The following is a 22,642-nucleotide window of genomic DNA, read 5'->3' as shown; positions in this document are numbered from 1 at the left end:
AGATCACCCTTTCAATTGCTGCGCTGCGGAATAGATGTACCGCAGGAGGCACCAAATGACGCCCTTTCACCTTTTCGCCCTGCAGACGACCCTCACCACGCTGATGGTAGAGGCGCAGACTGTCATCGCGCTGCGCCTGATGGGGCTAAGCGGCGTCGTCCCGGCACGGCGTGGTGAAAACGCGCGGATGGTGACGGAAAAGTGGCCCGCAATGATGCATGCGGGCATCGCGGCAAATCAGGCCATGCTGGCAGGCAAAAGCCCGGACCAGGTGATGGAGGCCGGTTTGCGCCCCCTCAGCCGCAAGGTCCGCGCCAACCGTAAACGCTTGATGCGTTAGGATAATTTCGCGCGCACCTCGGGCCAGACCGCATCGCCGGTGGCGATGTAACCCTCTGGGTCTTCTTCCCAGGTCTGCTGTACCTGATCGTTGAAATTGAGATAGAGCTTGCCATCGCGCACCGACCAGTTTTCGGGCCGCGTTGAAAAGATCTCTTTTTTGGCGGCGACCGCCCAGGCGCAATAGCCGCCATATTGGGGCGCATAAGCGATCGGATCGGCGGCAAAAGCATCGCGATTTTCTGCAGTTGCGAAATGCCAGGTCACGCCAGACCATCGATGTGCATATTCGGGCATGCCGATGACTGCCGCGCCGTCAGTAAAATAGGCCACCACATCGGCCCCGCGCAGTGCCACGCCATCGGGGGCGAAATATGTCGCTGTTCCGGGGGTGTCCCGCAGGTACACCGCGCCAGCCCCGACCAATGCGGCAAGCGCGATGCCCCCGGTGATTACTTTACGTCTGCCGATCATGTTTCATATGCTCCTGTCTGTCAGGCTTACAGGTAGACCTCTGCGCGCGCCGCTCCAAGGGGACGAAACATTGCCAGCGATGTCGTGATCTACTGTGTGCGCTGCTGTCGGAATGTGGCAGCAAGACCTGCCGCTGCCCCTTGATCCCGGCGCCAAAAAGGACACCTATAAGGCTCCGCACCCGAGGACCCAAATGCCCTACGCCCAGACAGACAGCTCTGACGTCATGCCGATCATGGCGAACCCTGCGCCCGATGTGCGCAGCCGTCCCAAGCTGGAAGGCGGCAGGACATTCAAGCTGTCCACCGAATTCGAGCCCGCAGGCGATCAACCGACAGCCATCAAAGAGCTGAGCGGTGGCATCAACGAAGGTGAACGCAATCAGGTTTTGCTGGGGGCGACCGGGACAGGCAAGACATTCACCATGGCCAAGGTCATCGAAGAGACCCAGCGACCTGCGATCATCCTTGCCCCGAACAAAACGCTGGCGGCGCAGCTATACGGTGAATTCAAGGGCTTCTTTCCCGAAAACGCGGTGGAGTACTTTGTTTCCTACTACGACTACTACCAGCCCGAAGCCTATGTCGCCCGCTCGGACACCTATATCGAGAAAGAGAGCCAGATCAACGAACAGATCGACCGCATGCGCCATTCGGCCACCCGCGCGCTTCTAGAGCGCGACGATGTGATCATCGTGGCGTCGGTATCGTGCATCTACGGCATCGGGTCGGTGGAAACCTATGGCGCGATGACGCAGGACCTCAAGACCGGCCAGACATACGACCAGCGCCAGGTCATCGCAGACCTCGTGGCCCAACAGTACCGCCGCAACGATCAGGCCTTCCAGCGCGGCACCTTCCGGGTGCGCGGCGATTCTCTAGAGATCTTCCCGGCCCACCTCGACAGCCGGGCCTGGAAGCTGTCGTTCTTTGGCGAAGAGCTGGAGAGCATTACGGAATTCGACCCCCTCACGGGCGAAAAAACCGATACCTTTGACCAGATCAGGGTCTATGCAAACAGCCACTACGTCACCCCAAAACCCACGATGCAGCAGGCCATCATCGGCATCAAAAAAGAGCTGAAGACCCGGCTTGATCAGCTGGTGAACGATGGCAAGCTGCTCGAGGCTCAACGGCTTGAGCAGCGCACAAACTTTGATCTCGAAATGCTCGAGGCGACCGGCGTCTGCAACGGGATTGAGAACTATTCACGCTATCTCACAGGCCGCGCGCCCGGGGAGCCGCCGCCCACCCTGTTCGAATTCATCCCCGACCATGCCATTGTTTTCGCAGACGAATCTCACGTCTCCGTTCCCCAGATCGGTGGCATGTACAAGGGTGACTACCGACGCAAGTTCACGCTGGCCGAACACGGGTTCCGCCTGCCGTCCTGCATGGACAACCGCCCCCTCAAATTCGAGGAATGGGACGCCATGCGCCCGCAGTCTGTCTTTGTCTCGGCCACGCCCTCCAACTGGGAAATTGAGCAGGCAGGCGGCGTCTTCACCGAACAGGTAATCCGCCCCACCGGCCTGCTGGACCCGCAGGTGGAGATCCGCCCCGTTGAAATGCAGGTCGATGATCTGCTGGACGAGGTGCGCCGCGTCGCTGCCGATGGCTACCGGACGCTCTGCACGACGCTCACGAAACGCATGGCCGAGGATCTGACCGAATACATGCACGAACAGGGCATCCGCGTGCGCTACATGCACTCGGACATCGACACCATCGAACGGATAGAAATCCTGCGTGACTTGCGGCTGGGGGCCTTTGACGTGCTCATCGGGATCAACCTGCTGCGCGAGGGGCTGGATATTCCCGAATGCGGGCTGGTGGCGATTCTCGACGCGGACAAAGAAGGGTTCCTGCGCTCTGAAACCTCGCTGATCCAGACCATCGGCCGGGCCGCACGCAACGCCGACGGTCGTGTGATCATGTACGCCGACCGCATCACCGGCTCGATGGAGCGCGCATTGGGCGAAACCGACCGCCGCCGGGCCAAGCAGATCGCCTATAACGAGACGCACGGCATCACCCCCGAAACGGTCAAGAAAAACGTCGAGGACATCCTTGCCGGGCTCTACAAGGGTGACGTGGACATGGCGCGTGTCACCACGCAAGTGGACAAGAAGCTGGCGGGCTCCAATATGCAGGCCGTGCTGGACGGGCTGCGCACGGATATGCGCAAGGCCGCCGAAAATCTCGAGTTCGAAGAAGCCGCCCGCCTGCGGGACGAGGTCAGGCGTTTGGAGGCGGTCGATCTGGCCATTGCCGATGATCCCATGGCCCGGCAATACGCCGTTGAAAAGGCCGTGGAGGAAAGCTCCGCCAAGTCAGGCCGCAGCACCATGGGCCGCGGCGGCATGCGGGGTGGTGTGAAACGGCGGGGGCGGCGGTAGGCCAGGCAGTTTGCCGGACGACTCATATTTTGCGTTTCTGACCGGACCGACCCGGATGGCCCTGCTGATCTGTTTTTTGTCGGATCGCAAGGTCCCAGAACCACCCGCCAAAGCCCTGTTTCGCGTTGTGCCCCGTAGGCCGGGGTTCACCCCGGCACGCGTTCACAGGCCCCACTGTGGGCAGATGGTATGGCGGGGTGAACCCTGCCCCACGAATGTCCCCGGACTTGGTTAGGACGAAATGTACGCTATGTCCGGGGGCATGCGCATGTTGATCGCCCTTCTACTCCTCACCGGCCCCGCTCACGCCTGGACCTTCACGCCCGGCGCCATATGCACGCTGGAACATCAGACCACCGATGTCGCGGTCACCCTGACCTACGACCCCAGCGGTCCGCTTTACACGATCGCCTTTGAACGCACGGCCGCGTTCCCGGTCGCCCCCACATTCTCCATCCTGTTCGACGGCCCTGCCGCCTTGCAGATCGGCACGAATCGGCATGTTCTGTCTGGCAGCGACACCCGCCTGAGCGTGGCTGACAGTGGCTTTGGAAATGTCCTGAACGGGCTGCAATTCAACATCGAAATGCGCGCCTTGATTGGCAACGAAACACTGCGCATCCCATTGGTTGGCGCGGCGGAACCGGTCGCTGCGTTTCGCGCCTGCGAGGACGCTGTGCCGACAGCCTAGAAATCAAACAGATCTTCCAGAAATCCACCACGCTTCTTGCGCTTTTGATAGCCACCGGGCTGCGCCTGGACCTGCGACGGGGCGGCAGGCTGGCCCATGCTGCGGTCGATGATTTTGTCCAGCTCTCCGCGATCCAGCCATACACCACGACACTGCGGGCAATAGTCAATCTCGACCCCGCTTCGGTCTGAAATCACAAGCTCGGTTCCATCGATGGGGCATTTCATGGTGTTTCTCCTCGGTTAATCGCTTGCAGTAAAGATAGGTCACTGCTGTCCGCACGCCATCCGTAGTTCTGGGGAGCACAGCACAGCAAAAAGGCCCCGTACGGACGTACAGGGCCTTTGCATTAGTCACAGCGATTTAGCCGTCGTTCTTGGGCGGCTCAATGCTGATGCCGGGAACGGTCACAGTGGTCTCTTCCATGGTCACTTCGACCTCAGGCACTTCAACAGTGACCTCTTCTTCGCTCAGCTGGATCGTGCCAACTTCGGCGTCAAATGCGGGCAGCTGGCCCCCTTCCACGCTCACGTCGACGTCTGGAAGACGTGCTTCCTGTGTTTGGTCGATGTCGACCATGTAAATACCAGCGGCGATAACGGCAACAGCGGCGACGCCGCCCAGAATTGCAAGACCCGTTTTCATGTTAATTCCTTTCTATTTCAGATGCCTAAGCGGCAATGTTGGTGAAAAAACGCAACGCACCTGCAGAAAGTTCCGAGATTCTTTTGGGAACCCTGCAGCGGCTCAAACGGTTGAGCGGGCAGAAACGGAATCGAACCGATTTAGGAGAATTGACATGGAATATGGACTTTTTGGACTGCTCGTACTGGTCGCTGACATCTACGCGATCTATCAGGTCTTCACCTCAAGCGCGTCCACCGCCGCCAAGATCGGCTGGACCCTTGCGATCGTGCTGCTGCCGATCCTCGGCTTCCTTGCATGGCTGGTTGCAGGTCCGCGCGGCGCTTCCGCACACGCCTAAACCACGCTGACCACACCCAAAGCCCGGCTGGCAACAGCCGGGCTTTTCGCATCTTACCCTAACTTTTTATTAACCAGTGTTAACCATGATCGCCCTCGGGAGGTGACATGGGTCGCTGGATTGCTGTTTTTCTGGTCTGTACCATCTGCGGGACGCAGCCCGTTCATGCGGGGGCCTGGATGCGCGAAGGGGGCACGCGCTTCAGCTCGGTCGTCTTTACGGCCAACCAATATCGCGACACCGGCAATACCGCCTATCTGGAATTCGGCGTTCGCGACGATTTGACCTTTGGCGCGGATATCGGAAATTTCACCAGCCGTGGCGGTATGAAAAGTGGCTTTGCGCTCTTTTTTCTGCGCAAACCCCTTGGCGCGAATGCCGGCGCCCACAGATGGGCCTACGAGGTCGGCATTGGCACAGCTTGGCGCGGCGCTGAATTCTCACCGCAACTCAAAACCTCTCTGCTCTGGGGGCGAGGGATTTCATGGCGCAGCATGTCTGGCTGGATCGGGACAGACGCCGCCGTGATCTGGGATCTTGGGACAGCAGACCATGTCACAAAGTTCGACGCGACCCTCGGCCTGAACTTGAGCGACAGCGCCACCGGGATGCTGCAACTATACCTGACCCATCTGGACGGCAGGATGTTCACCAAACTTGCCCCGTCGGTGGTGATCAAGACACGACGGGGCAAAGCCAGATACCAGATCGGATTTGAAAGCCCGCTGGAGAGCGTCGGCGACACCTCTCTCAAGCTTGGTCTGTGGCGCGAATTCTAGGTGCCTCCCAACCGTCAGATCACGGAAAGGGGCCCAAAGAACTACCGGCTGTCCATGCGCACCTTGACCTGCACAGTACCCCGCACGGCCTCGGGCCAGCTAATGCGGACCTGATCGCGGTTCGCGCCTTGGATCAGCTGGGCGAAGGGCGCGTGATACACCGCAAAGTTGCCCCCATTTCGAATAGGTCCAAGCGGCACCACGGCATCCACGCTCAGCGCCTGCCCGCCAAACGGCAGCTTGTCCGAACAATCAATCATCCACCCGTTCGAATTGGAGTTCTGCGTAAACCTGATATCCGCCCCGTTCTCAACCTGCGCATCCACGTTGTGATAGGAATTGCCCGTCATCACCACATTCTTGGCCCGCGCCATGTCCAGATCCGAAAACGTCGTATCTACCCGCTCTGCCCGGTCGATGGCACCATTGATGCTGCGGAACCGGTTGCCCGTGATATTCACCCCGTTCAGGAAATGCCCCGCGCCATGAGGTTTGACGACAATATAGCTGAACCACGGCGCGACCTCGCCTGACAAAAAGATGTTGTCGGTGATACCCAGCGAACTGAACGAAAATCCGCCCGTAAACTGCGGGTTCGGATCATGCTCATTGGTCCACTCGATAAAGCAGTTGTCGACATAATTCTGCGACAGCACCGAACTTGTGTAGGTCTCGGTCAGAATGAGGCCGGCAGACCGGATGCCGTTGTCGATCGTGTCGCCCTGAAAGAAATGGTTCCCGGTCACGATGGCATTTTGTCCGGCGATCAGCCCGAAATGACGGAACTGCGTTGCACGGTTGTTGCGGACCTTGATGTCGTTTGCATTGGCATTGAACCCGATCGTGCTGCGGTTCGGCACGGTCAGCGCCTCTTCGGACGACAGAAACTGGCAGCGCTCGATAAACATCCCCTGATCGCCCGTCCCGATCGAGGTGATGCCCCGATCCAACGGACGGCTGATAAAGCAATCGCGCAGCTGAAATGTCACGCCAGAGGGGGCCAGATTGATGGCACTGCACCGACTGTTGCACTGAAATTCAACGTCATCCATGCCGAACTTGCCCAACTGACTGAAGCCGCCGAAATCGACCAGGTACTGAAACTTGCGGAACGTGAAATTCTGCGTCCCAGCGGCGTCATAGAGAGGCTGGTTCAGCGTAATCTCCTGCGTGGCCACGTTCTTGGACCGCACATAAACCTCGCGGCCCACGCCGTTGCCTTCCACAAGCGCGCCGACGGGTACGTTTGCCACATTGGTCACATTGCTCAGCGTACGCGCAGTGCCGGGCGCATAAGTCGCTTGCGAGGTCACAACAACAGTATCCCAATTCGCACTCGGCGCGGCCTCAAGCTGCCCGTTGCGGATCAGACGCCGCGTGGCATACGAGGTGCGGTTGGGAACAGCGGCCTGCATGTCCAGCGGCCCCGTGACCCAAACCTTGCGCCCGCCCATATCAAGGGAAGCGTGATCCGAATTGTTCAAAAGCGCCTGAAACGCCTTGAGAAAAGCGACCTCCTCGTCCTCGAACGCCTCGATATAGCTGGGCAAATCGTAGTTCCGGCGCAAAAACAGAATAGCGCTGGCGGGCATGCTCACACGGCCCTCGAATTTGACAGGCGTGTCAAAAGTTACGCTGCTGTTCAGCCGGAAATGCCCGGCGGGCACATAAACCGTGCGCCCGTCCGCATCCGCATTCGCGGCCTCAAAGGCTGCCGTATCATCCGTGGTGCCATTGCCCACAGCGCCGTAGTCGCGCACATCGACGACCGACAGCATGTCGCGCAGGAAAACCGACGTCACATCCTCGACAACCAGATCGTCGATCCGCAAAACACCGCCATTGGCCCCCACCAGATCAATGCCCAGATGGCCATAGATCGTCTCAGTGCCCCAGACCAGATCAACCCCGCCCCGCACACCGGCACCTATGATCGCGGACACCTCGACAACCTCTCCATAGGCGGTCAGTGGCGTCTCGGGCCCAAAGACAGGCACGCCCGGCGCTTGCGTCCCATTGGCCCGCGCGGGGTACCCCGAAATGCGCACCCGGGGCAGATTCCCACTGATCGCCTTGATGCGCGCCGTCACCCGCAGATAGCACCCCGGCAGCAGCGGGGTCTGCCCCATGTGCCGCACCCGCTGGGTGCCATTGGTTTTCAGAACCTCCAGCGCGCCCCCAAAATCCTGATCCGCAGGGACAAAGACACCGTTGGCCGAATTCTCGTATGTATCCGACCCCGGCGTGCCCAGGCCACTGGACCAGACATCCAGACCGTCAGCAAAAGGGGGCGGCATCAACAACACGCCATCGGTAACTGCCTTGTTCATTGCATATCCTTTCGTCGGGACCGCGCTCCGCTCTGCGGGGCTGGCTTCCCAGGTGAATTCTTCACGTACGGCTGAGGCCGCTGCGAAGCTGGGAAGTATCAAGGCGGTGTTAATCCCGACTGCCACAAGCGTTCGCTGCCCGCGCAACATCCCGCGTTTCCCATCGCCATGCGCTGTTGCTAGGCTGATCTTGGACAACAGGATCACGCCCATGCACACCACCCGAATGATCACCGCAGTCGAAGCCCACGCCGAAGGGGAAGGTGGCCGCGTCATCACGGGCGGCATGCCTCTCCTGCGGGGGGCTTCGGTTTTTGAAAAGATGCAGGACATGCAAATGCGTCATGACGATATCCGCACCCTCATGCTGCGCGAACCACGCGGCAATCCGGCGCTGTGCTGCAACGTGCTGGTGCCCCCGTCTGACCCATTGGCAGACGCCGGGTTCATCATCATGGAACAGACCGAATACCCACCCATGTCCGGCAGCAACCTGATCTGCGTCACCACGGTCCTGCTCGAAACCGGCATCCTGCCGATGACAGAGCCTGAAACCACATTGACACTGGAGGCGCCCGCAGGGCTGGTGACGGTCAAAGCCACCTGCGAGAACGGCAAGGTCACACGCGTCGCCTTTCGCAACGTGCCGGCCTTTGCACTGCACATCGGCGTGCCGCTGGAGGTTCCCGGCTATGGCCGGATCACGGTCGATATCGCCTGGGGCGGCATGTTCTTCGTTACCGCCGAGGCGGCCGCATTCGGCATTGATCCGGTGGCCCGAAACGGCAACGACATCGTGCGCGCCTCAGAGGCCATGCGCGCCGCTGCCGCAGCGCAATACCCGGTCAGCCACCCGGAAAACCCCGCCATCACCGGCCCGACCATCGCGCAACTGACAGCACCGCCTACAGACCCCGAAACCCACGGACGCGGGGCCATCACCGTGTCGTCCGGCACCTATGATCCGGCCCGACCCCACGCGCTGACCGGGGCACTTGACCGATCACCCTGCGGCACCGCCACCTGCGCAAAAATGGCCGTTCTGCATGCCAGAGGGCTGCTCGACATTGGCGCAGATTACGTCAACGCAGGCCCCCTTGGCACCACCTTCACCGGGCGTATCGAAAGCACCACCAAGGTGGGCCCCTATGACGCCATCATCCCAAGCCTCACAGGCCGCGGGTGGATCACCGGCATCAGCCAGCACATGCTCGACGCCACTGATCCCTTCCCCGCAGGGTTCACCGTCGGTGACATCTGGGGCTAATTAAGTGCGCGCATCCTTCCGTGCCGGAGCTCAAAGCCCGATCCCGCCGCAACAAACCCGACCGCCGATCCGGTGAAACCACATCACCCCAGACGTGCCCTAATAAATCGAATGCGGGCGCAGCCCGCTCAATCAGATCACGCCTCAGGCAGCCACACCCGCCGCGTCCAAGATCTGTACACCCCCGATGCGCCAACCTGCGTCGGTCTGCACCATCAGGTACGCCAGCAGGTGGGTGACCCCTTCGGCGTCCACCACCCGCACAGTCTGCACGGTCAAACCGTTTTCCTGCCGCAGGTCAAGAAACGTGACTTCGGAAAACCGCCACACCATCGGATAGCCTTGCGTGACCATGCGCTGAAAATTCTGCGGCGACTGAAACAGCCGCTGCAAACTGGGCGTGGCAAACGTGAATGCCGTCTCGAAATCATCCACCTCAAAAGCGTCGAACTGGTTCTGGATCGTGCCCTGAATATCGTCCTGTTGGGCCGCTGCACTGACCGTCAGAAAGATGGACACCACCAGCCCACCCAACGCCGCGAAAAACCCTGCCCGCATCATCTCTCTCCCTGCAGATTGCATGACCTATGGTAAGTCACGCATCCCCCGGGACAAGTTTTTCAGCGCGTCACCAGCTTTCCCGCCAAGGCGTCCTCAATCAATTGCACCGTCTCATCGACACCATAAAGGGCAATAAACCCACCAAAGCGCGGCCCCTGCGAGGCGCCCAGCAGCACCTCATACAGCGCCTTGAACCAGTCGCGGAGCGGATCGAAACGTTCTTTCCCGACAGCAAAAACCATGCTTTGCAGGGCCTCGGCATCCAGCCCGCCCTCCCAGGTCTTCAGGTTGTCGCGCAATTCCTCCAACGCCTCCCGCTCCAGATCACTGGGCGCGCGGAACACCTTGGCAGGCTTCACAAAGTCGTTGAAATACCGCACCGCATGGCCTGCCGCTGCATCCATGCCCGGGTTCGTCTCGGGCGAGGCCTCAGGCGCATAGCGCTGGATGAACCCCCACAATTGCGACTTGTCCTCGGCAGAGGAGACTGACGCAAGGTTCAGCAGCATCGAGAATGGCACCACCATATCCGACACCGGCACGTCGCCGCCGTGAATGTGCCAGACCGGGTTGTTCAGCCGCTGCACGGCATCCTGAGTCTCATAGGCGCGCAATTGCTGATGATACTCATCCACCGCCTTGGGGATGACATCGAAAAACATCCGCTTCGCCGTCTTCGGCTTCTGAAACATGAAATACGACAGCGATTCCGTGCTGGCATAGGTCAGCCACTGGTCAATCGAAATCCCGTTGCCGGACGACTTTGAAATCTTCTGGCCGTTCTCATCCAAAAACAGCTCATAGCTGAAGTGATTGGGCTTCCTGCCGCCCAATATCTCGCAAATCCGGTCGTAGATCGCGGTGTTGGTGGCATGTTCCTTGCCGTACATCTCGAAATCGACACCCAGTGCCGCCCAGCGCGCGCCAAAATCCGGCTTCCACTGCAACTTCACATTGCCACCCGTGACAGGCAGCGTCCATTCCTTGCCGTCCTCATCATCGAACGTGACGGTGTGGTTTACCCCATCCACATGCTTCATCGGCACATACAGCACCCGGCCTGTCTCGGGATGGATCGGCAAGAATATCGAGTAGGTCTGCTGCCGCTCTTCGCGCAGCGACTTCAGCATAACCTTCATCACCTCATCATAGCGCTCGGCAGCCCGCTTGAGGATTTCGTCAAACTGACCAGAGCGGTAAAACTCCCGCGCGGAATAAAATTCGTACTCGAACCCGAAGGTATCCAGAAACCGGCGCAGCATGGCGTTGTTGTGGTGCCCGAAACTCTCGTGCGTCCCAAAAGGGTCCGGCACCGACGTCAACGGCATGTGCATATGCTCCGCCAGCATCTCTTGCTGCGGCACATTCCCGGGTACTTTGCGCATCCCGTCCAGATCATCCGAGAAACAAATCAGCTTGGTCGGGATGTCCGAAATCTCTTCAAACGCGCGCTTGATCATCGTCGTGCGCAAGACTTCGCCGAAGGTCCCGATATGCGGCAGGCCGCTGGGCCCATAGCCCGTCTCAAACAGCACATGCCCCTTGTCCGGTGCCTTGCCCTCATAGCGTTTGAGCAGCGCGCGTGCCTCTTCAAAGGGCCACGCCTTGCTGGTCAGTGCCGCGTCACGCATCTGGGACATTGAAAAACTTCCTATCTCGCCGGCGCCCTATGCGCCCGGCCTCGGGCTACCTATTGCGTCGGCCCCACCCCGTCAATATTCTGCACCGCAACACAAGTCCCAAAGGATACCCCACCGATGACCGAAGAGATCACCCATGCACTCAGTGCACAGGACTGCCTTGTGGCGCTCATGGTTGCCGTTTCGGCATCGGACGAAGACATCCGCACCGCAGAGTTGATCAAGATCCAGTCCGCTGTGAACATGCTGCCCATCTTTGCCGGATACGACAACGACCGCCTGAGCATCATGAGCAAGACGGTCTTTGACCTCTTTGAACAGGAAGACGGGCTTGACGCCCTTTTTGGTCTTATCCGCGAAAGCCTGCCAGAGCGACTGTATGAGACCGCCTATGCTCTGGCCTGCGACGTCGCCGCCGCCGACGGCAGCCTGCTGGAAGCAGAACTGCGCCTGCTCGAAGAAATCCGCTACGAACTGGACCTGGACCGCCTCCACGCCGCTGCCATCGAACGCGGCGCCCGCGCAAGGCACCTGACCTGATCGCCTTGGGCTGGTAATGATGCGACGCGATTGAAGGACCAACTCTGCGGCACAGCCGATGCTTGCAAAGCGATTATCGATCATTCAGGCTATCAAGACGATTTCCGGGAGCGTGATATCAGACGTTTGACGACGATAGTCGCCGCCGATCTAGCGGCGTATTCTCGCTTGATCGCAGAGGATGAGGAAGGCGTGATTTCCAGGCTACACGTTGTCTGGAGCAAAGTGGTCAGCCCTCTGGTGCGAGACGCAGGAGGCCGTGTCATAAAAACGATGGGCGATGGTTTCCTGGCGGAGTTTCCATCCCCAATTGAAGCAGCCCGTTGCGCATTGGCCATCCAAGAGACGATGGCAGCCCAGGAAGCGGAGCGGGCAGAGCGCAATCAACTTCGATTTAGAATAGGCTTGCATCTTGGCGACGTTGTGGCTGTCGGCGATGATATATTCGGGGACGCTGTAAATGTCGCTGCCCGGCTTGAGGCAATCTCTCCTGTTGGAGGTCTGTGCATGTCACGCGCAATGCGGGATCAGGTGAAGGGTCGGATTGACGCCGATCTGAACTCTGTCGGGGAAGTTTCAGTCAAGAATTTGCCTGACCCGATAGAAGCATGGGTTGTCGGGGACGGTGTTATTCAGCCGGGCCAGGAAACCGAAGTGACCCCTGCCGTCGTGGTGCTGCCTTTCGACGAGATCGGGGCGGAGGACAGCTTCTTCGCGGATGGTATTGTCGACGAAATCACATCTGCATTGTCCAGTGTCAGCGACATCCTTGTTATTGCACGCCAATCCGCCTTTATCTTCAAGGGGCGCGTTGCAGAAATTCGCGAGGTAGGGCGGGAGCTGGGCGCCCGTTACGTCGTCACCGGATCAATACGAAGAGTGGGATCGCGGATCAGAATTTCGGTACAGCTCTCTTCAGCAAAATCAGGTGCAAACCTCTGGTCTCAGCGATATGACGATGACCTTGATGACCTTTTCGAGTTGCAGGATCGCGTCGCATCGCAAGTCGCAGGTGCAATTTCCCCCTCTATTCGGGCATCCGAAATCGCAGATGCACGTGCCGTCGCACCAAAAGACAGAAAGGCCTATGAGCTATACATGAGTGCCTTTCCCCATTTCTGGAAGCACCGGCGTGAAGAAAACGAACGCGCGATTGAGTTGTTATCTCTCGCGATCGCGCGCGACGGCGACAACATTCGGGCAAAGGCGCTCAGGGCTTGGGCCTATGCTCAGCAAGCAACCTATATGTGGAACGAAACACCGCTGTTATCACGCAAGAACGCACAAGCAGACGCTGAGGTGGCGATGCTTTCGGTGGATGACCATGCGCCATCATTGGTCGCCATCGCGGCGGCCTTGGGAATGACAGGCTTGGATCATGACCGCGCGGGACAATTGCTTGAACGGGCTTTGTCCCTCGATCCGAACTCCGCTTGGGGGTGGATGCGTCTGGGTTGGAACAACGTCTACCGCAAGGATATCGCGGCCGGCCTCGCCGCGTTTGATCGCGCAGAAGCACTGAGCCCGCGTGATCCGTTCTTTTTCAATTTTCAGTTTGGACGCGCGTATGCGATGGGGCTGGCCGAAAACTACGATGAAGCCATTCGGCTGGTGAAGCTGGGACTTACGGCGGGCCCCGGCGTAACCTGGGCTTACCGCGATCTTGCCAGTTTTTGTGCAAACGCGGGGCGAAAGATAGAAGCAGATGACGCGGCAGCTTCACTGATGCAATCTTACCCCGGCCTGACCATCAAGCGGGTGGTCGACAGCATGCCTCCCGCGACCCATGCGAGACACCAGATGTTCATAGATGGTCTGCGACAGGCAGGAGTTCCCGAAGACTGACAAGCAACCACGTCTTTCGATTGGCGCGGACAATGCCTTTGTCGAACGCGGTGCCGGTGTAAGACACCTGACCTGACCACTTGAAGTGGGCAAGCGGCGGGTGGATCAATGGCATATCGAAGATAGGTACATTCCAACTAATTTTCTGACCCAGTTACTTTGCGGCGCGAGATGTTACGAATGTCCATCGTCAGCGTTTTTGGAACCCGCCTGCCAGCGACGGAGCATCTCGTTAATGGCACCTACGTTCCGGCTCGCAACCTCCGGATCATCCTATGCCTTGAATGTCCGCAATGCGGGCTGCAACTGCAGTATGGCGAAAAAGGGCTGGATGTCGGCAATGGGCCGCAAGCGCCAAATGCGCAAAACCGGCTCACTGTCAGGAGAGTCTGCAGAGCCGCCCTCCCTGGCAACTTCAATGTATCTTGATATCCAGCAAGACACATTCCGAGTACAGCATGTCGATCTCCGAGAAATCCAGCAGGCCCTGCTGACAGAACCTCGGCGTGGCGAATTCCCTTACCTCGTCGGGTGTAATTCCTTCACGCGCGAAACGTCGATCCAACGATAGGATCGCTTCACGCGCGGGCAGCACGGTGGCAGCAATTGCCCCCGCGTGCGCCGCAAAGGCCCCCTGATTGCCGCAATACATCACTTCATGCGTGACGTATTCATCGTGCTTTTTTTGCGGATAGATCACCAGCGTACACAGCCCATCGGGCGTCTCCACTGCCAGATGACGCAGCTTGAGACCTTGGTGGTCGGCCACAATCCTGCGGTCCTTCTCCGGCAGACGGTCGCCCAGCGCCAAAGGATCGTCGTGCACAACCAGCGCGGCCGCGTCTCGCGGATGCCAGACCAACCGCTCCTTGTCCAAGACCACCAGCCCGGCCTTTTCCAGCACCTGCACCGCAGCCTTGGCGGACGAGAAATTCGTCACCGTCACGTCCGGGTCCGCCGTCGCCAGCCGCAGCATCTTTTGCCCCACGCCGCCGCCGCGATAGTCCTTCAGCACATACCAAGATGTCATGTCTGCCGTGGTGCGCGGCCCCTGGCTGGTCATCCTTTCGGCATAGACCAGCCCCAACACGCCGACCATCTCACCTTCATCGCGCACCGTGATCGCGTAGCGCCCCATCGGCCCGCACCAGCGCCCCGCTACCAGTCGCCGCCAGCCGTCGATGTCCCATTTGGCGCGGTGAAACACCCGATTCATGAACTGTGCGACTTCCTCGCGTTCGTCGGGTCCGGCATAGGCAATCTCAACCATCGTTCAGCCTTTCAACATCGCGCGCAGATCCAACCAACGGGTCCGCTGCCCGTGGGTCAGCCGCGCCATCAGCGCCTCACTGAAATCCCACGTGGCGTCGTCCGTCTGCAGATGGTGGGTGCAGAACCCGGTGGGTTCATCCTTGTCCGCAGCCCCGATGCGACGCATCTGCAAATGCTCAAGACACTGCTGCAGGGTCTTTTCGGTGCCCGCAAATTGCGCCCCCTCCTTCCACCGGATAGGGTCGATATGCGCGTTAAACTGCTTTAATCCTGCTGCAGGTTCGGGTGCGGGTCTGACGTCGAAATTCGACAGGCCCACATAGCCCCACTCGGGTAAATGCGGCACGACCTTTTCGCCGATCCGGTTCCACGGCGGCACCTGCACCGCCAGCAGATTCGGCAACTCTGCCGCCACCAGCCGCCGCCAGCCCTCTCGCAGATCAGCCTCCGTCGCGGCCAGATCACGCCCCTCGCCCATTTCCGAGGCGCGCAGGCCCTTGGGCTCGCCGTTCTTGTGCGCGAACCCGTGCTGCAAGGCAAAGACCGACGGAGACGCCTCCAGCCGGGGTTTCAGACCGGGATCAATCTCCGCTGGCACAACAGCCAGATGCAACGGCACGTCAAACCTTTCTGCCAGACCGATCAGCCGGTCCAGATCATCGCTCGGGCCCTGCGTGTCATCATCGCGCCACCAGAATGTGGGCACTTCGCCCGCATCCGCCCAAAGCGTCAGCTCAGCGTCCAGTTCTTCCCATGTGGCCACGCGCTATCCTTCGCCTTCCGCGCCATAAAGCGTCGCCCAGCGTTCGATCAACGCCTGCTGCACCCGCTTCGCGCGCCTGTTCCAGGTCCGCGTGCCGGGCGGCCTTTCGCGATCCGCACGCCTGATCTTGGCACGCTCTGCCGGGTTGGCCGCCAGGATTGCAAAGGCCAGCACCCGCCCGTCCGGCACCGTCATGTATCCTGCAAGCCCCGACACGAAATTGAGCGTGCCCGTCTTGGCATCCACTGTCACCGGGTGCTCTTTGACGGGACGGCCCTTGGTATCACGCATCGCGATCGGCTTCAGGATCGGCCGCAGCCCCCCTTCGTGCGCCTTCACAAGGGCCCTCGCCATATCCAGCGTCGTCATCGTACTGTCATCGCCCAGCCCCGAATGATCCACCAGTTTGGGTGCCGTCATCCCCAGCGCCGCAATCGCCCAGCGGTTCATCTCTGCCGCCGAGGCGCGCAGGTTGGGCACCGCACCCATCCGCTTGGTCGATGCCGCAAGCCCGACCATTTCAGCCGTCAGATTGGTCGAATATTTCAGCATCCCCCGCAGAATGCCGCGCAACGCGATGCTTTTGCGCGTCACGATCACCTCTCCGGGCGGCAGCGCATCGACGACCTGTGGCCGTCCCAGCCGGATGCCGTGCGATCCGGCCAACGTGGCAAAGACATCGCCCGCATAAAGTCCCGGCTTGCGCACAGGCAACCAGCGCGATCCCCCCTTGCCCAATGCGCCACGCGCCACGGTCCAGTTGTCGCGGCCCGCGCGGTCCTCATACGTATAGATCGGCGCCTTGCGATCCCGCACCTGCATGACCGCCATCGCAACCTCAGGGCGGTACTTCGCGGTCCGGCCATCCATGGTGACGGCATAACCGTTGTTGCCGCGCTTCCATTCGAAATGTACGCGGTTGAAATTCAGCGCCAGCCCGGAAACGCCGGGGTTGTACCCCACCTGATCCGGCTGTTCGGGATCGATCTGCCGCATCACCGGCAGGCTTGCCTCGAAGACCTTGAAATCACCTTTGACCGCACGCACACCCGCCGCCTTCAACTGCGCGGCCATCTCAGCGAGCCCATTGGTATCCAGCAGCGGATCCCCACCGCCAATCAGCACCAGATCCCCCTGAACCACACCGTCCTGAATGCCACCCGTGACACACAACCGCGTCTCGAACTGATGATCCGCGCCCAGCGTCTCAAGCGCATACAACGCCGTGATCGCCTTGGCCGTGCTGGCAGGCGGTGTGCCCATCTGCTCGTTCTCGCACTCAAGCCACGCCCCCGTGCGCGCATCCGCCACGGCAAAGGCCACGTTCCCGGTCAGCTTTTCTGCGCGGATGATGCTCTGCGCGTCGCGCACGGCGCGCTTGTAGAACCCCTTGCCGCGCAAAACAGGCCGCAGCGATATCTCCGGCGTCAGCGACTGGGCAAATGCACCAGACGCCACCGACGCGGCGGCGGAACCAAGGAAAAATCGTCGGGAAAACCTGTTGCGCATACCGACCATTTAAACCGCAGCGCGCAGCGGTCCACAACCACTACGATATCACATTTTCCACAATCAATTGATATGTTAAGCGCCCTCATGCAACGCGCCATCCTGATCATGTTTGTGGCCATGTCGCTGATCCCTGCGGGGGACAGCGCAGGCAAGCTGCTCAGCGGGGGCCAAGGCGTCGCCCCGGTCTTTGTGGCATGGTCGCGCTTTGCCCTTGGCACGCTGCTGGTGCTGCCCTTTCTCAAAACCGGCATGGGCCCTCTCTTTCGGGACTGGCGCATCTGGGCGCGGGCGATCATCCTGGCGGGCGGCATCACCTCGATCCAGACGGCCCTGCAAACGGCGGATGTGGCAACCGTCTTTGCCGCCTTCTTTGTCGGCCCCATCTTCAGCTACGTGCTGGCCGCAATCTTTCTGCGCGAACCCATCACAGGTCTGCGCACACTGATGATCCTGCTGGGGTTTGCGGGCGTGCTGGTCGTGGTGCGCCCCGGCATGGGTGGCGATCCGGGCGTGATCTGGGCGCTGATCGCGGGCTTGTTCTACGGCGCGTTCCTGACCATGTCCCGCTGGGTCAGTGGGGTGGCCACGCCCATGGCGCTGACCTTTTCCCAGCTTTCCATCGCTGCCGTGATTCTGCTGCCATGGGGCCTGATGCATTTCCCGCCCGTGACCCGCGACATCGCGGCGCTGACGGTGGCAAGTGCACTCTTTTCGGCCATGGGCAATCTGCTGTTGCTCTATGCCTACCGCCTTGCCCCGGCCACTCGCCTTGCACCGCTGATCTATCTGCAATTGCTGGCGGCCGTCCTGCTGGGCTGGTGGATCTTTGGCGACCTGCCGGATGTCTATACCTGGGCGGGGCTTGGGCTGATCCTTGGGGCAGGCCTGATCTCAACCCGTCTGCGCTGAGGTCCACGCGCCACTGGCCCTGATCGCGGTTGAGGACACATCCACCATCGGCACATTCACAAAAGACCACGCCGGGGCCTGCGCCCGCGCCAAAAGGCGGCTGTAGCGTCCCGGTATCCGGTACGGCGCATACAGCATTGCCGCCCGACTCATCCGCGCCGAAATCCGCTGGCCGGGTCGGGCCAGAACGCCCACGCACACCGTCTCCATGATCTGCCGCCAATCCTGCCAGAGGTGCAGTTGCGCCAGATTGTCCGCCCCCATCAGCCAGACAAACCGCACCCTCGGGTAACGCGCTACCAGTTTTGCCAGCGTCTGCGCGGTATAGCGCGTGCCCAGCTTTGCCTCGATATCCGTAACGGTGACATGCGGATGCTGCATCACGGCGCGGGCATGTCGCATACGCTTGTCCAACGGGGCCGGACCGCTGGCTTTCAACGGATTGCCGGGGCTCACCAACCACCAGACGTGATCCAGCCCAAACCGCTTGAGCGCCTCGCGGGTGATATGCGCGTGACCTGCATGGGCGGGATCGAAAGATCCGCCCAAAAGACCAATCACCTGTCCCGGCGCGGCAAAGGGAAAGTCCGCCCGCATGTTATATAACCCTCAGCGTCATGACGCCCTTTCAAAGGGGTATCGCCGATAGATGTCAATCAATCAACGAGCCCGGACTCAAGCCGCAGGCGCCGGGCCATCGACTGCCCACCCCGGGCAGGCGCTGACCCGCCGCGCGTCACTAATCGCAGCCCCCGTCACACCGGCAAGACCGCATCCCCCACCGCAATCTCCCCCGACCCGACAACAGACGCACACCACCCCCCATGCCCCCGCATGGCCGAATAGCCACCTGCGCCCAAAGCCGCCTCCATCCGCGAACAGGGCGCGCAGATCCCCGTGATCTCCAACACAGCGCCTCCCACGGCCACCTGCCGCCCCTTCAATGCCGACAGGTTCACCCCCGACACCACCAGATTGCGCCGCAGCACGGCAGGATCGATCGCGCCCTGCCCCAGCATCGCGCCAATCACCGGCAGATGTTCAGCCTGTATCAAAGTGACGGCACGCTTGCCCGCCCGCCCGTGGTCTCCCTCAAGGCCCGCGTCGACCACCACAGCGCTCCGGGCAACCACAGGCCGCTCTAGCCTTTCGGGCCGCAACCAGATCCCTTCAAGCCGCCCCGGCTGCGCAAAACGCGCAATCATGTCCTGAAACGCGCTCAGCGCTCTACCTCGACGATCAGATTTGGCAACCGCTCTAACGGATAGTTCGGCTGCAACCGCCAGATGGTATCCGGGTCCTCCTCCAGGGGCCGCAACGTGCCGCCCGGAAAGGCCCGCGTGCGCAGCGCCAGCACAATGTCAGACAACACCGCCGGGTTGTTGCGGAAATACGAATGGCTGCCAGACCCCGACGCGCCTTCGACCCGGATGAAATGCGTCAGCCCCTGCTTGCGCTCGACGGCCAGTTCATTGGGTTTAAAGTCATCCGCCCCCGCCACACCAACGCGCGGGTACTTGGTTAGGAAGGATGACAGCCGCAGCGCGACATCGTCCGGATTGACGTAAATATTGATCTGCTCGAACGCCTCGGACACCCGCTCAGACGCCAGCCGCTGGCGTACTACTCCGATGTCCAGATCTGCTGCTGCAAGGATCAGTGTGCCGGTCTTCATCGCCAGCTTGGGCCGCAGCCCCTTGCCGCGATTGTAGATCACCATTTCGCGCAACGCTTGGGTCATCACAGATGTCCCCCGCGAATGGGCAACGATATCAATGTCTTCAACCTCAGGTATCTCGGCCAGCATCCGCAGGAATTCCTTGGCGTGATACACGCTGAAATCCGCGGCCTCCCGGTCCCGGAAATATCCCAGCAACCCGGCATTCCCCGCAGGCCAGGTGAACGACACCGGAATGGACCGCCGCCCGGTAAAATGCCACAGATTGGCCAGCGTCTGCACCGAGTTGTCGAACTCATTGCTCACCCCATGCACATAGACCAGAATACGCCGGTTGCCGGTGCGCTGCACCTCAGCCCGAATGGCATTCTGAAACTCCCGCGTGATGGCCTCGTATTCCGATCGGGCCTCAGGTGTCACGCGCAATTCCCCGCTCTGGCGCCGCGCGGGCAAGGGAATGTCGGGAAACCGCGTGATCTCACGCAGGGCAACCAGATCAAGCCGCGATATCCGCCCGCCGCGATCCACATGCGTCCGCGCCACCAGATCCTCCCAGTCCACGGCGCCGAACCTGATCTGCGTCGCCCCAAAGGCCATCGCATCAGACCGGCCCGTCCCATAGCCGGTCACACGACCCTCGGTGCGCACCGGCGCGCGATCTGTGACATAAAAGATCGGCGCATCCACCACCTGTAACACCTCCGGCACCAGACTGGCCGGATAATTGCGCCCATCCAGATAGAGGTTCGGCGGCTGCGACAGCTGCACACCCATGCTGCACGCCGCCAGCCCGCAAGCCAGCACCACGCCCCAGATCCATCGCCGCAGAGGTGTCCGTTGATCTTGGCCCATGCGCGCGATATTGCGGTGCGAATCCGCATTTGACCAGAGAGGATGCGCGCATGGCCGCCTATCAGTTCGTCTACCACATGTCCGGCGTCTCAAAGACCTATCCGGGTGGCAAGAAAACGTTTGAAAACATCAACCTGAACTTCCTACCCGGCGTCAAAATCGGCGTCGTGGGCCCCAACGGCACGGGTAAATCGACCCTGCTCAAGATCATGGCAGGTCTCGACACCGAATTCTCCGGCGAAGCATGGGCCGCCGAAGGCGCGCGCGTGGGCTATCTGCCGCAGGAACCCAAGCTTGATGAAACAAAGACCGTCCGTGAAAACGTCATGGAAGGCGTGGCCGACAAAAAGGCCATCCTGGATCGCTACAACGAACTGGCGATGAACTATTCGGACGAAACCGCCGACGAAATGGCCAAACTGCAAGACGACATCGACGCCCAGAACCTCTGGGACCTCGATTCACAAATCGATGTCAGCATGGAAGCCCTCCGCTGCCCGCCCGATGACGCCGATGTTGCCAAACTTTCGGGCGGTGAAGCGCGCCGTGTGGCGCTCTGCAAACTCCTGCTCGAAGCGCCCGACATGCTGCTCTTGGACGAACCCACCAACCACCTCGATGCGGAAACCATCGCCTGGCTTCAACAACACCTGATCGACTACAAGGGCACTATCCTGATCGTCACCCACGACCGCTATTTCCTGGATGACATCACCGGCTGGATCCTTGAGTTGGACCGCGGCCGCGGCATCCCCTACGAGGGCAACTACTCCGACTGGCTGGAACAAAAAGCCAAACGGCTGGCCCAAGAGGCGCGCGAGGACAAGTCCAAGCAAAAGACCCTCGAACGCGAACTGGAATGGATGCGGCAGGGTGCCAAGGCCCGTCAGGCCAAATCCAAGGCCCGCATCAACGCCTACAACGAAATGGCCGAAACGTCAGAGCGCGAAAAGCTCAGCCGCGCCCAGATCGTCATCCCGTCGGGCCAGCGCCTTGGCAACAAGGTGATCGAGGTGGAGGGCCTCAAGAAAGCCATGGGCGACAAGCTCCTGATCGAAGGGCTTGATTTCAACCTGCCCCCCGGCGGGATCGTCGGCGTCATCGGCCCCAACGGTGCCGGTAAATCCACGCTCTTCAAGATGCTGACCGGCCAGGAACAGCCCGACGCCGGAACAATCGAATTCGGCGACACTGTCGATCTGAGCTATGTCGACCAGTCCCGCGATGATCTCGCCGCAGACGACACGGTATGGGAGGCCATCACCGGCGGTGCGGAACTGATCCAGCTGGGCGACGCCGAAGTCAACTCCCGCGCCTATTGCTCGTCCTTCAACTTCAAGGGCGGCGACCAGCAGAAAAAGGTCGGCCTGCTCTCCGGCGGCGAACGCAACCGCGTCCACATGGCGCGCCTGCTGAAATCCGGCGGCAACGTCCTGCTGCTCGACGAACCCACCAACGATCTGGACGTCGAAACGCTCCGCGCTTTGGAAGACGCGCTGGTTGACTTCGCCGGCTGCGCCGTGGTGATCAGCCACGACCGCTTCTTTCTCGACCGCATCTGCACGCATATTTTGGCCTTCGAAGGCGAAGCCCACGTCGAATGGTTCGAAGGCAATTTCGAGGACTACGAGGAAGACAAGAAACGGCGGTTGGGGGCGGATGCGCTGGAGCCGAAACGGCTAAAGCATAAGAAGTTTGTACGTTGAACTTTGCGGAGCAGATTCAACGGGTGCGAGGCAGCGCTTGCTTGCAAGCGCGTTCGCACTCAGGTGTTATGTGGCGGAACAGTTCCAGCCCAAGCGGGTGA

The 22,642-nt window shown here is 60.6% G+C and carries 22 protein-coding genes; 10 read left to right on the top strand and 12 right to left on the bottom strand.

What is annotated here, in order from left to right; translation table 11 throughout:
* Positions 1–55: 55 nt before the first annotated feature.
* On the top strand, positions 56–340 hold the full coding sequence (locus H9Q16_RS18405) for an antifreeze protein (protein ID WP_191076944.1): 285 nt from the start codon (positions 56–58) through the stop codon (positions 338–340).
* Here H9Q16_RS18405 and H9Q16_RS18400 read toward each other — a convergent pair.
* On the bottom strand, positions 337–813 hold the full coding sequence (locus H9Q16_RS18400; protein ID WP_191076943.1) for a YHS domain-containing (seleno)protein: 477 nt from the start codon (positions 811–813) through the stop codon (positions 337–339). The genes H9Q16_RS18405 and H9Q16_RS18400 overlap by 4 nt on opposite strands.
* Positions 814–1,006: 193 nt before the next feature.
* On the opposite strand from H9Q16_RS18400, the gene uvrB reads away from it, so the two are divergent.
* Both uvrB and H9Q16_RS18390 read left to right on the top strand, forming a co-directional pair.
* Positions 1,007–3,211 (top strand): excinuclease ABC subunit UvrB, encoded by a 2,205-nt coding sequence (gene uvrB, locus H9Q16_RS18395; RefSeq protein ID WP_281403166.1) that lies wholly within the window; start codon positions 1,007–1,009, stop codon positions 3,209–3,211.
* 268 nt (positions 3,212–3,479) lie between these two features.
* Positions 3,480–3,902: a hypothetical protein gene (locus H9Q16_RS18390; protein ID WP_246455865.1), complete on the top strand. Its 423-nt coding sequence runs from the start codon at positions 3,480–3,482 to the stop codon at positions 3,900–3,902.
* Here H9Q16_RS18390 and H9Q16_RS18385 read toward each other — a convergent pair.
* Positions 3,899–4,129: a TFIIB-type zinc ribbon-containing protein gene (locus H9Q16_RS18385; protein WP_191076941.1), complete on the bottom strand. Its 231-nt coding sequence runs from the start codon at positions 4,127–4,129 to the stop codon at positions 3,899–3,901. The two genes, H9Q16_RS18390 and H9Q16_RS18385, sit on opposite strands and share 4 nt — an antisense overlap.
* Positions 4,130–4,265: 136 nt before the next feature.
* Entirely contained in the window at positions 4,266–4,547 is a 282-nt protein-coding gene (locus tag H9Q16_RS18380; RefSeq protein ID WP_191076940.1) for a hypothetical protein, read from the bottom strand.
* 154 nt (positions 4,548–4,701) lie between these two features.
* On the opposite strand from H9Q16_RS18380, the gene H9Q16_RS18375 reads away from it, so the two are divergent.
* Positions 4,702–4,887 carry a PLD nuclease N-terminal domain-containing protein gene (locus tag H9Q16_RS18375; RefSeq protein ID WP_191076939.1) on the top strand — a complete coding sequence of 62 codons (186 nt, stop codon included), beginning with the start codon at positions 4,702–4,704 and terminating at the stop codon, positions 4,885–4,887.
* Positions 4,888–4,994: 107 nt separating this feature from the next.
* Positions 4,995–5,666: a hypothetical protein gene (locus H9Q16_RS18370; RefSeq protein ID WP_191076938.1), complete on the top strand. Its 672-nt coding sequence runs from the start codon at positions 4,995–4,997 to the stop codon at positions 5,664–5,666.
* Positions 5,667–5,707: 41 nt separating this feature from the next.
* On the opposite strand, the gene H9Q16_RS18365 is transcribed toward H9Q16_RS18370, so the two are convergent.
* Positions 5,708–7,996: a glycosyl hydrolase family 28-related protein gene (locus tag H9Q16_RS18365; protein ID WP_191076937.1), complete on the bottom strand. Its 2,289-nt coding sequence runs from the start codon at positions 7,994–7,996 to the stop codon at positions 5,708–5,710.
* A 211-nt stretch (positions 7,997–8,207) separates the two neighbouring features.
* On the opposite strand from H9Q16_RS18365, the gene H9Q16_RS18360 reads away from it, so the two are divergent.
* A complete protein-coding gene (locus H9Q16_RS18360; RefSeq protein WP_191076936.1) occupies positions 8,208–9,263 on the top strand; it encodes a proline racemase family protein in 1,056 nt (351 codons plus the stop codon).
* 144 nt (positions 9,264–9,407) lie between these two features.
* On the opposite strand, the gene H9Q16_RS18355 is transcribed toward H9Q16_RS18360, so the two are convergent.
* Both H9Q16_RS18355 and H9Q16_RS18350 read right to left on the bottom strand, forming a co-directional pair.
* On the bottom strand, positions 9,408–9,824 hold the full coding sequence (locus tag H9Q16_RS18355; RefSeq protein WP_246455864.1) for a DUF4864 domain-containing protein: 417 nt from the start codon (positions 9,822–9,824) through the stop codon (positions 9,408–9,410).
* Between the two features lie 59 nt (positions 9,825–9,883).
* Positions 9,884–11,464, bottom strand: coding sequence for a lysine--tRNA ligase (locus H9Q16_RS18350; protein ID WP_191076934.1), 1,581 nt, complete (start codon positions 11,462–11,464; stop codon positions 9,884–9,886).
* Positions 11,465–11,581: 117 nt separating this feature from the next.
* On the opposite strand from H9Q16_RS18350, the gene H9Q16_RS18345 reads away from it, so the two are divergent.
* The gene (locus H9Q16_RS18345) at positions 11,582–12,004 is read left to right on the top strand and encodes a tellurite resistance TerB family protein (RefSeq protein WP_191076933.1); all 423 of its coding nucleotides are present in this window, start codon (positions 11,582–11,584) and stop codon (positions 12,002–12,004) included.
* 30 nt (positions 12,005–12,034) lie between these two features.
* Entirely contained in the window at positions 12,035–13,849 is a 1,815-nt protein-coding gene (locus H9Q16_RS18340; RefSeq protein ID WP_191076932.1) for an adenylate/guanylate cyclase domain-containing protein, read from the top strand.
* A 415-nt stretch (positions 13,850–14,264) separates the two neighbouring features.
* Here H9Q16_RS18340 and H9Q16_RS18335 read toward each other — a convergent pair whose 3' ends face one another.
* Genes H9Q16_RS18335 through dacB form a run of 3 tightly spaced genes read right to left on the bottom strand, consistent with a single transcriptional unit; the run spans position 14,265 to position 17,393 of the window.
* Complete coding sequence (locus tag H9Q16_RS18335) at positions 14,265–15,119, bottom strand: GNAT family N-acetyltransferase (RefSeq protein WP_191076931.1); 855 nt, start codon at positions 15,117–15,119, stop codon at positions 14,265–14,267.
* 3 nt (positions 15,120–15,122) lie between these two features.
* Positions 15,123–15,884 carry a polysaccharide deacetylase family protein gene (locus H9Q16_RS18330; RefSeq protein WP_191076930.1) on the bottom strand — a complete coding sequence of 254 codons (762 nt, stop codon included), beginning with the start codon at positions 15,882–15,884 and terminating at the stop codon, positions 15,123–15,125.
* A gap of 3 nt (positions 15,885–15,887) precedes the next feature.
* The gene (gene dacB, locus H9Q16_RS18325) at positions 15,888–17,393 is read right to left on the bottom strand and encodes a D-alanyl-D-alanine carboxypeptidase/D-alanyl-D-alanine endopeptidase (protein ID WP_191077144.1); all 1,506 of its coding nucleotides are present in this window, start codon (positions 17,391–17,393) and stop codon (positions 15,888–15,890) included.
* Positions 17,394–17,480: 87 nt separating this feature from the next.
* On the opposite strand from dacB, the gene H9Q16_RS18320 reads away from it, so the two are divergent.
* Positions 17,481–18,305, top strand: a complete 825-nt coding sequence (locus H9Q16_RS18320; protein WP_191076929.1) for a DMT family transporter — start codon at positions 17,481–17,483, stop codon at positions 18,303–18,305.
* On the opposite strand, the gene H9Q16_RS18315 is transcribed toward H9Q16_RS18320, so the two are convergent.
* From H9Q16_RS18315 to H9Q16_RS18305, 3 genes are all read right to left on the bottom strand, one after another.
* Positions 18,288–18,902, bottom strand: a complete 615-nt coding sequence (locus H9Q16_RS18315) for a nicotinate-nucleotide adenylyltransferase (RefSeq protein WP_191076928.1) — start codon at positions 18,900–18,902, stop codon at positions 18,288–18,290. The two genes, H9Q16_RS18320 and H9Q16_RS18315, sit on opposite strands and share 18 nt — an antisense overlap.
* A gap of 158 nt (positions 18,903–19,060) precedes the next feature.
* The gene (locus tag H9Q16_RS18310) at positions 19,061–19,510 is read right to left on the bottom strand and encodes an MOSC domain-containing protein (RefSeq protein ID WP_191076927.1); all 450 of its coding nucleotides are present in this window, start codon (positions 19,508–19,510) and stop codon (positions 19,061–19,063) included.
* A gap of 14 nt (positions 19,511–19,524) precedes the next feature.
* Positions 19,525–20,835, bottom strand: coding sequence for an alpha/beta hydrolase (locus H9Q16_RS18305; protein ID WP_246455863.1), 1,311 nt, complete (start codon positions 20,833–20,835; stop codon positions 19,525–19,527).
* Between the two features lie 50 nt (positions 20,836–20,885).
* Here H9Q16_RS18305 and ettA point away from each other — a divergent pair, with 50 nt between their 5' ends.
* Entirely contained in the window at positions 20,886–22,541 is a 1,656-nt protein-coding gene (ettA, locus tag H9Q16_RS18300; protein ID WP_191076926.1) for an energy-dependent translational throttle protein EttA, read from the top strand.
* Positions 22,542–22,642 lie beyond the last annotated feature (101 nt).

The sequence above is a fragment of the Sulfitobacter aestuariivivens genome, from assembly GCF_014763045.1.
Taxonomy (GTDB): domain Bacteria; phylum Pseudomonadota; class Alphaproteobacteria; order Rhodobacterales; family Rhodobacteraceae; genus Sulfitobacter; species Sulfitobacter aestuariivivens.
The sequence above is the reverse complement of the archived record's forward strand: the minus strand, read 5'-3'. Positions and strand labels throughout refer to the sequence as shown.

What these genes read in the sequence shown, in the direction of transcription:
- H9Q16_RS18320 (WP_191076929.1), top strand. Translation starts at nt 17,481, where the DNA reads ATGCAACGCGCCATCCTGATCATGTTTGTGGCCATGTCGCTGATCCCT.
- H9Q16_RS18360 (WP_191076936.1), top strand. Translation starts at nt 8,208, where the DNA reads ATGCACACCACCCGAATGATCACCGCAGTCGAAGCCCACGCCGAAGGG.
- dacB (WP_191077144.1), bottom strand. Translation starts at nt 17,393, where the DNA reads ATGCGCAACAGGTTTTCCCGACGATTTTTCCTTGGTTCCGCCGCCGCG.
- H9Q16_RS18390 (WP_246455865.1), top strand. Translation starts at nt 3,480, where the DNA reads ATGTTGATCGCCCTTCTACTCCTCACCGGCCCCGCTCACGCCTGGACC.
- ettA (WP_191076926.1), top strand. Translation starts at nt 20,886, where the DNA reads ATGGCCGCCTATCAGTTCGTCTACCACATGTCCGGCGTCTCAAAGACC.
- H9Q16_RS18335 (WP_191076931.1), bottom strand. Translation starts at nt 15,119, where the DNA reads ATGGTTGAGATTGCCTATGCCGGACCCGACGAACGCGAGGAAGTCGCA.
- uvrB (WP_281403166.1), top strand. Translation starts at nt 1,007, where the DNA reads ATGCCCTACGCCCAGACAGACAGCTCTGACGTCATGCCGATCATGGCG.
- H9Q16_RS18310 (WP_191076927.1), bottom strand. Translation starts at nt 19,510, where the DNA reads ATGATTGCGCGTTTTGCGCAGCCGGGGCGGCTTGAAGGGATCTGGTTG.
- H9Q16_RS18345 (WP_191076933.1), top strand. Translation starts at nt 11,582, where the DNA reads ATGACCGAAGAGATCACCCATGCACTCAGTGCACAGGACTGCCTTGTG.
- H9Q16_RS18350 (WP_191076934.1), bottom strand. Translation starts at nt 11,464, where the DNA reads ATGTCCCAGATGCGTGACGCGGCACTGACCAGCAAGGCGTGGCCCTTT.
- H9Q16_RS18315 (WP_191076928.1), bottom strand. Translation starts at nt 18,902, where the DNA reads ATGCGGGCGGACTTTCCCTTTGCCGCGCCGGGACAGGTGATTGGTCTT.
- H9Q16_RS18370 (WP_191076938.1), top strand. Translation starts at nt 4,995, where the DNA reads ATGGGTCGCTGGATTGCTGTTTTTCTGGTCTGTACCATCTGCGGGACG.
- H9Q16_RS18385 (WP_191076941.1), bottom strand. Translation starts at nt 4,129, where the DNA reads ATGAAATGCCCCATCGATGGAACCGAGCTTGTGATTTCAGACCGAAGC.
- H9Q16_RS18375 (WP_191076939.1), top strand. Translation starts at nt 4,702, where the DNA reads ATGGAATATGGACTTTTTGGACTGCTCGTACTGGTCGCTGACATCTAC.
- H9Q16_RS18400 (WP_191076943.1), bottom strand. Translation starts at nt 813, where the DNA reads ATGATCGGCAGACGTAAAGTAATCACCGGGGGCATCGCGCTTGCCGCA.
- H9Q16_RS18380 (WP_191076940.1), bottom strand. Translation starts at nt 4,547, where the DNA reads ATGAAAACGGGTCTTGCAATTCTGGGCGGCGTCGCCGCTGTTGCCGTT.
- H9Q16_RS18365 (WP_191076937.1), bottom strand. Translation starts at nt 7,996, where the DNA reads ATGAACAAGGCAGTTACCGATGGCGTGTTGTTGATGCCGCCCCCTTTT.
- H9Q16_RS18305 (WP_246455863.1), bottom strand. Translation starts at nt 20,835, where the DNA reads ATGGGCCAAGATCAACGGACACCTCTGCGGCGATGGATCTGGGGCGTG.
- H9Q16_RS18405 (WP_191076944.1), top strand. Translation starts at nt 56, where the DNA reads ATGACGCCCTTTCACCTTTTCGCCCTGCAGACGACCCTCACCACGCTG.
- H9Q16_RS18355 (WP_246455864.1), bottom strand. Translation starts at nt 9,824, where the DNA reads ATGATGCGGGCAGGGTTTTTCGCGGCGTTGGGTGGGCTGGTGGTGTCC.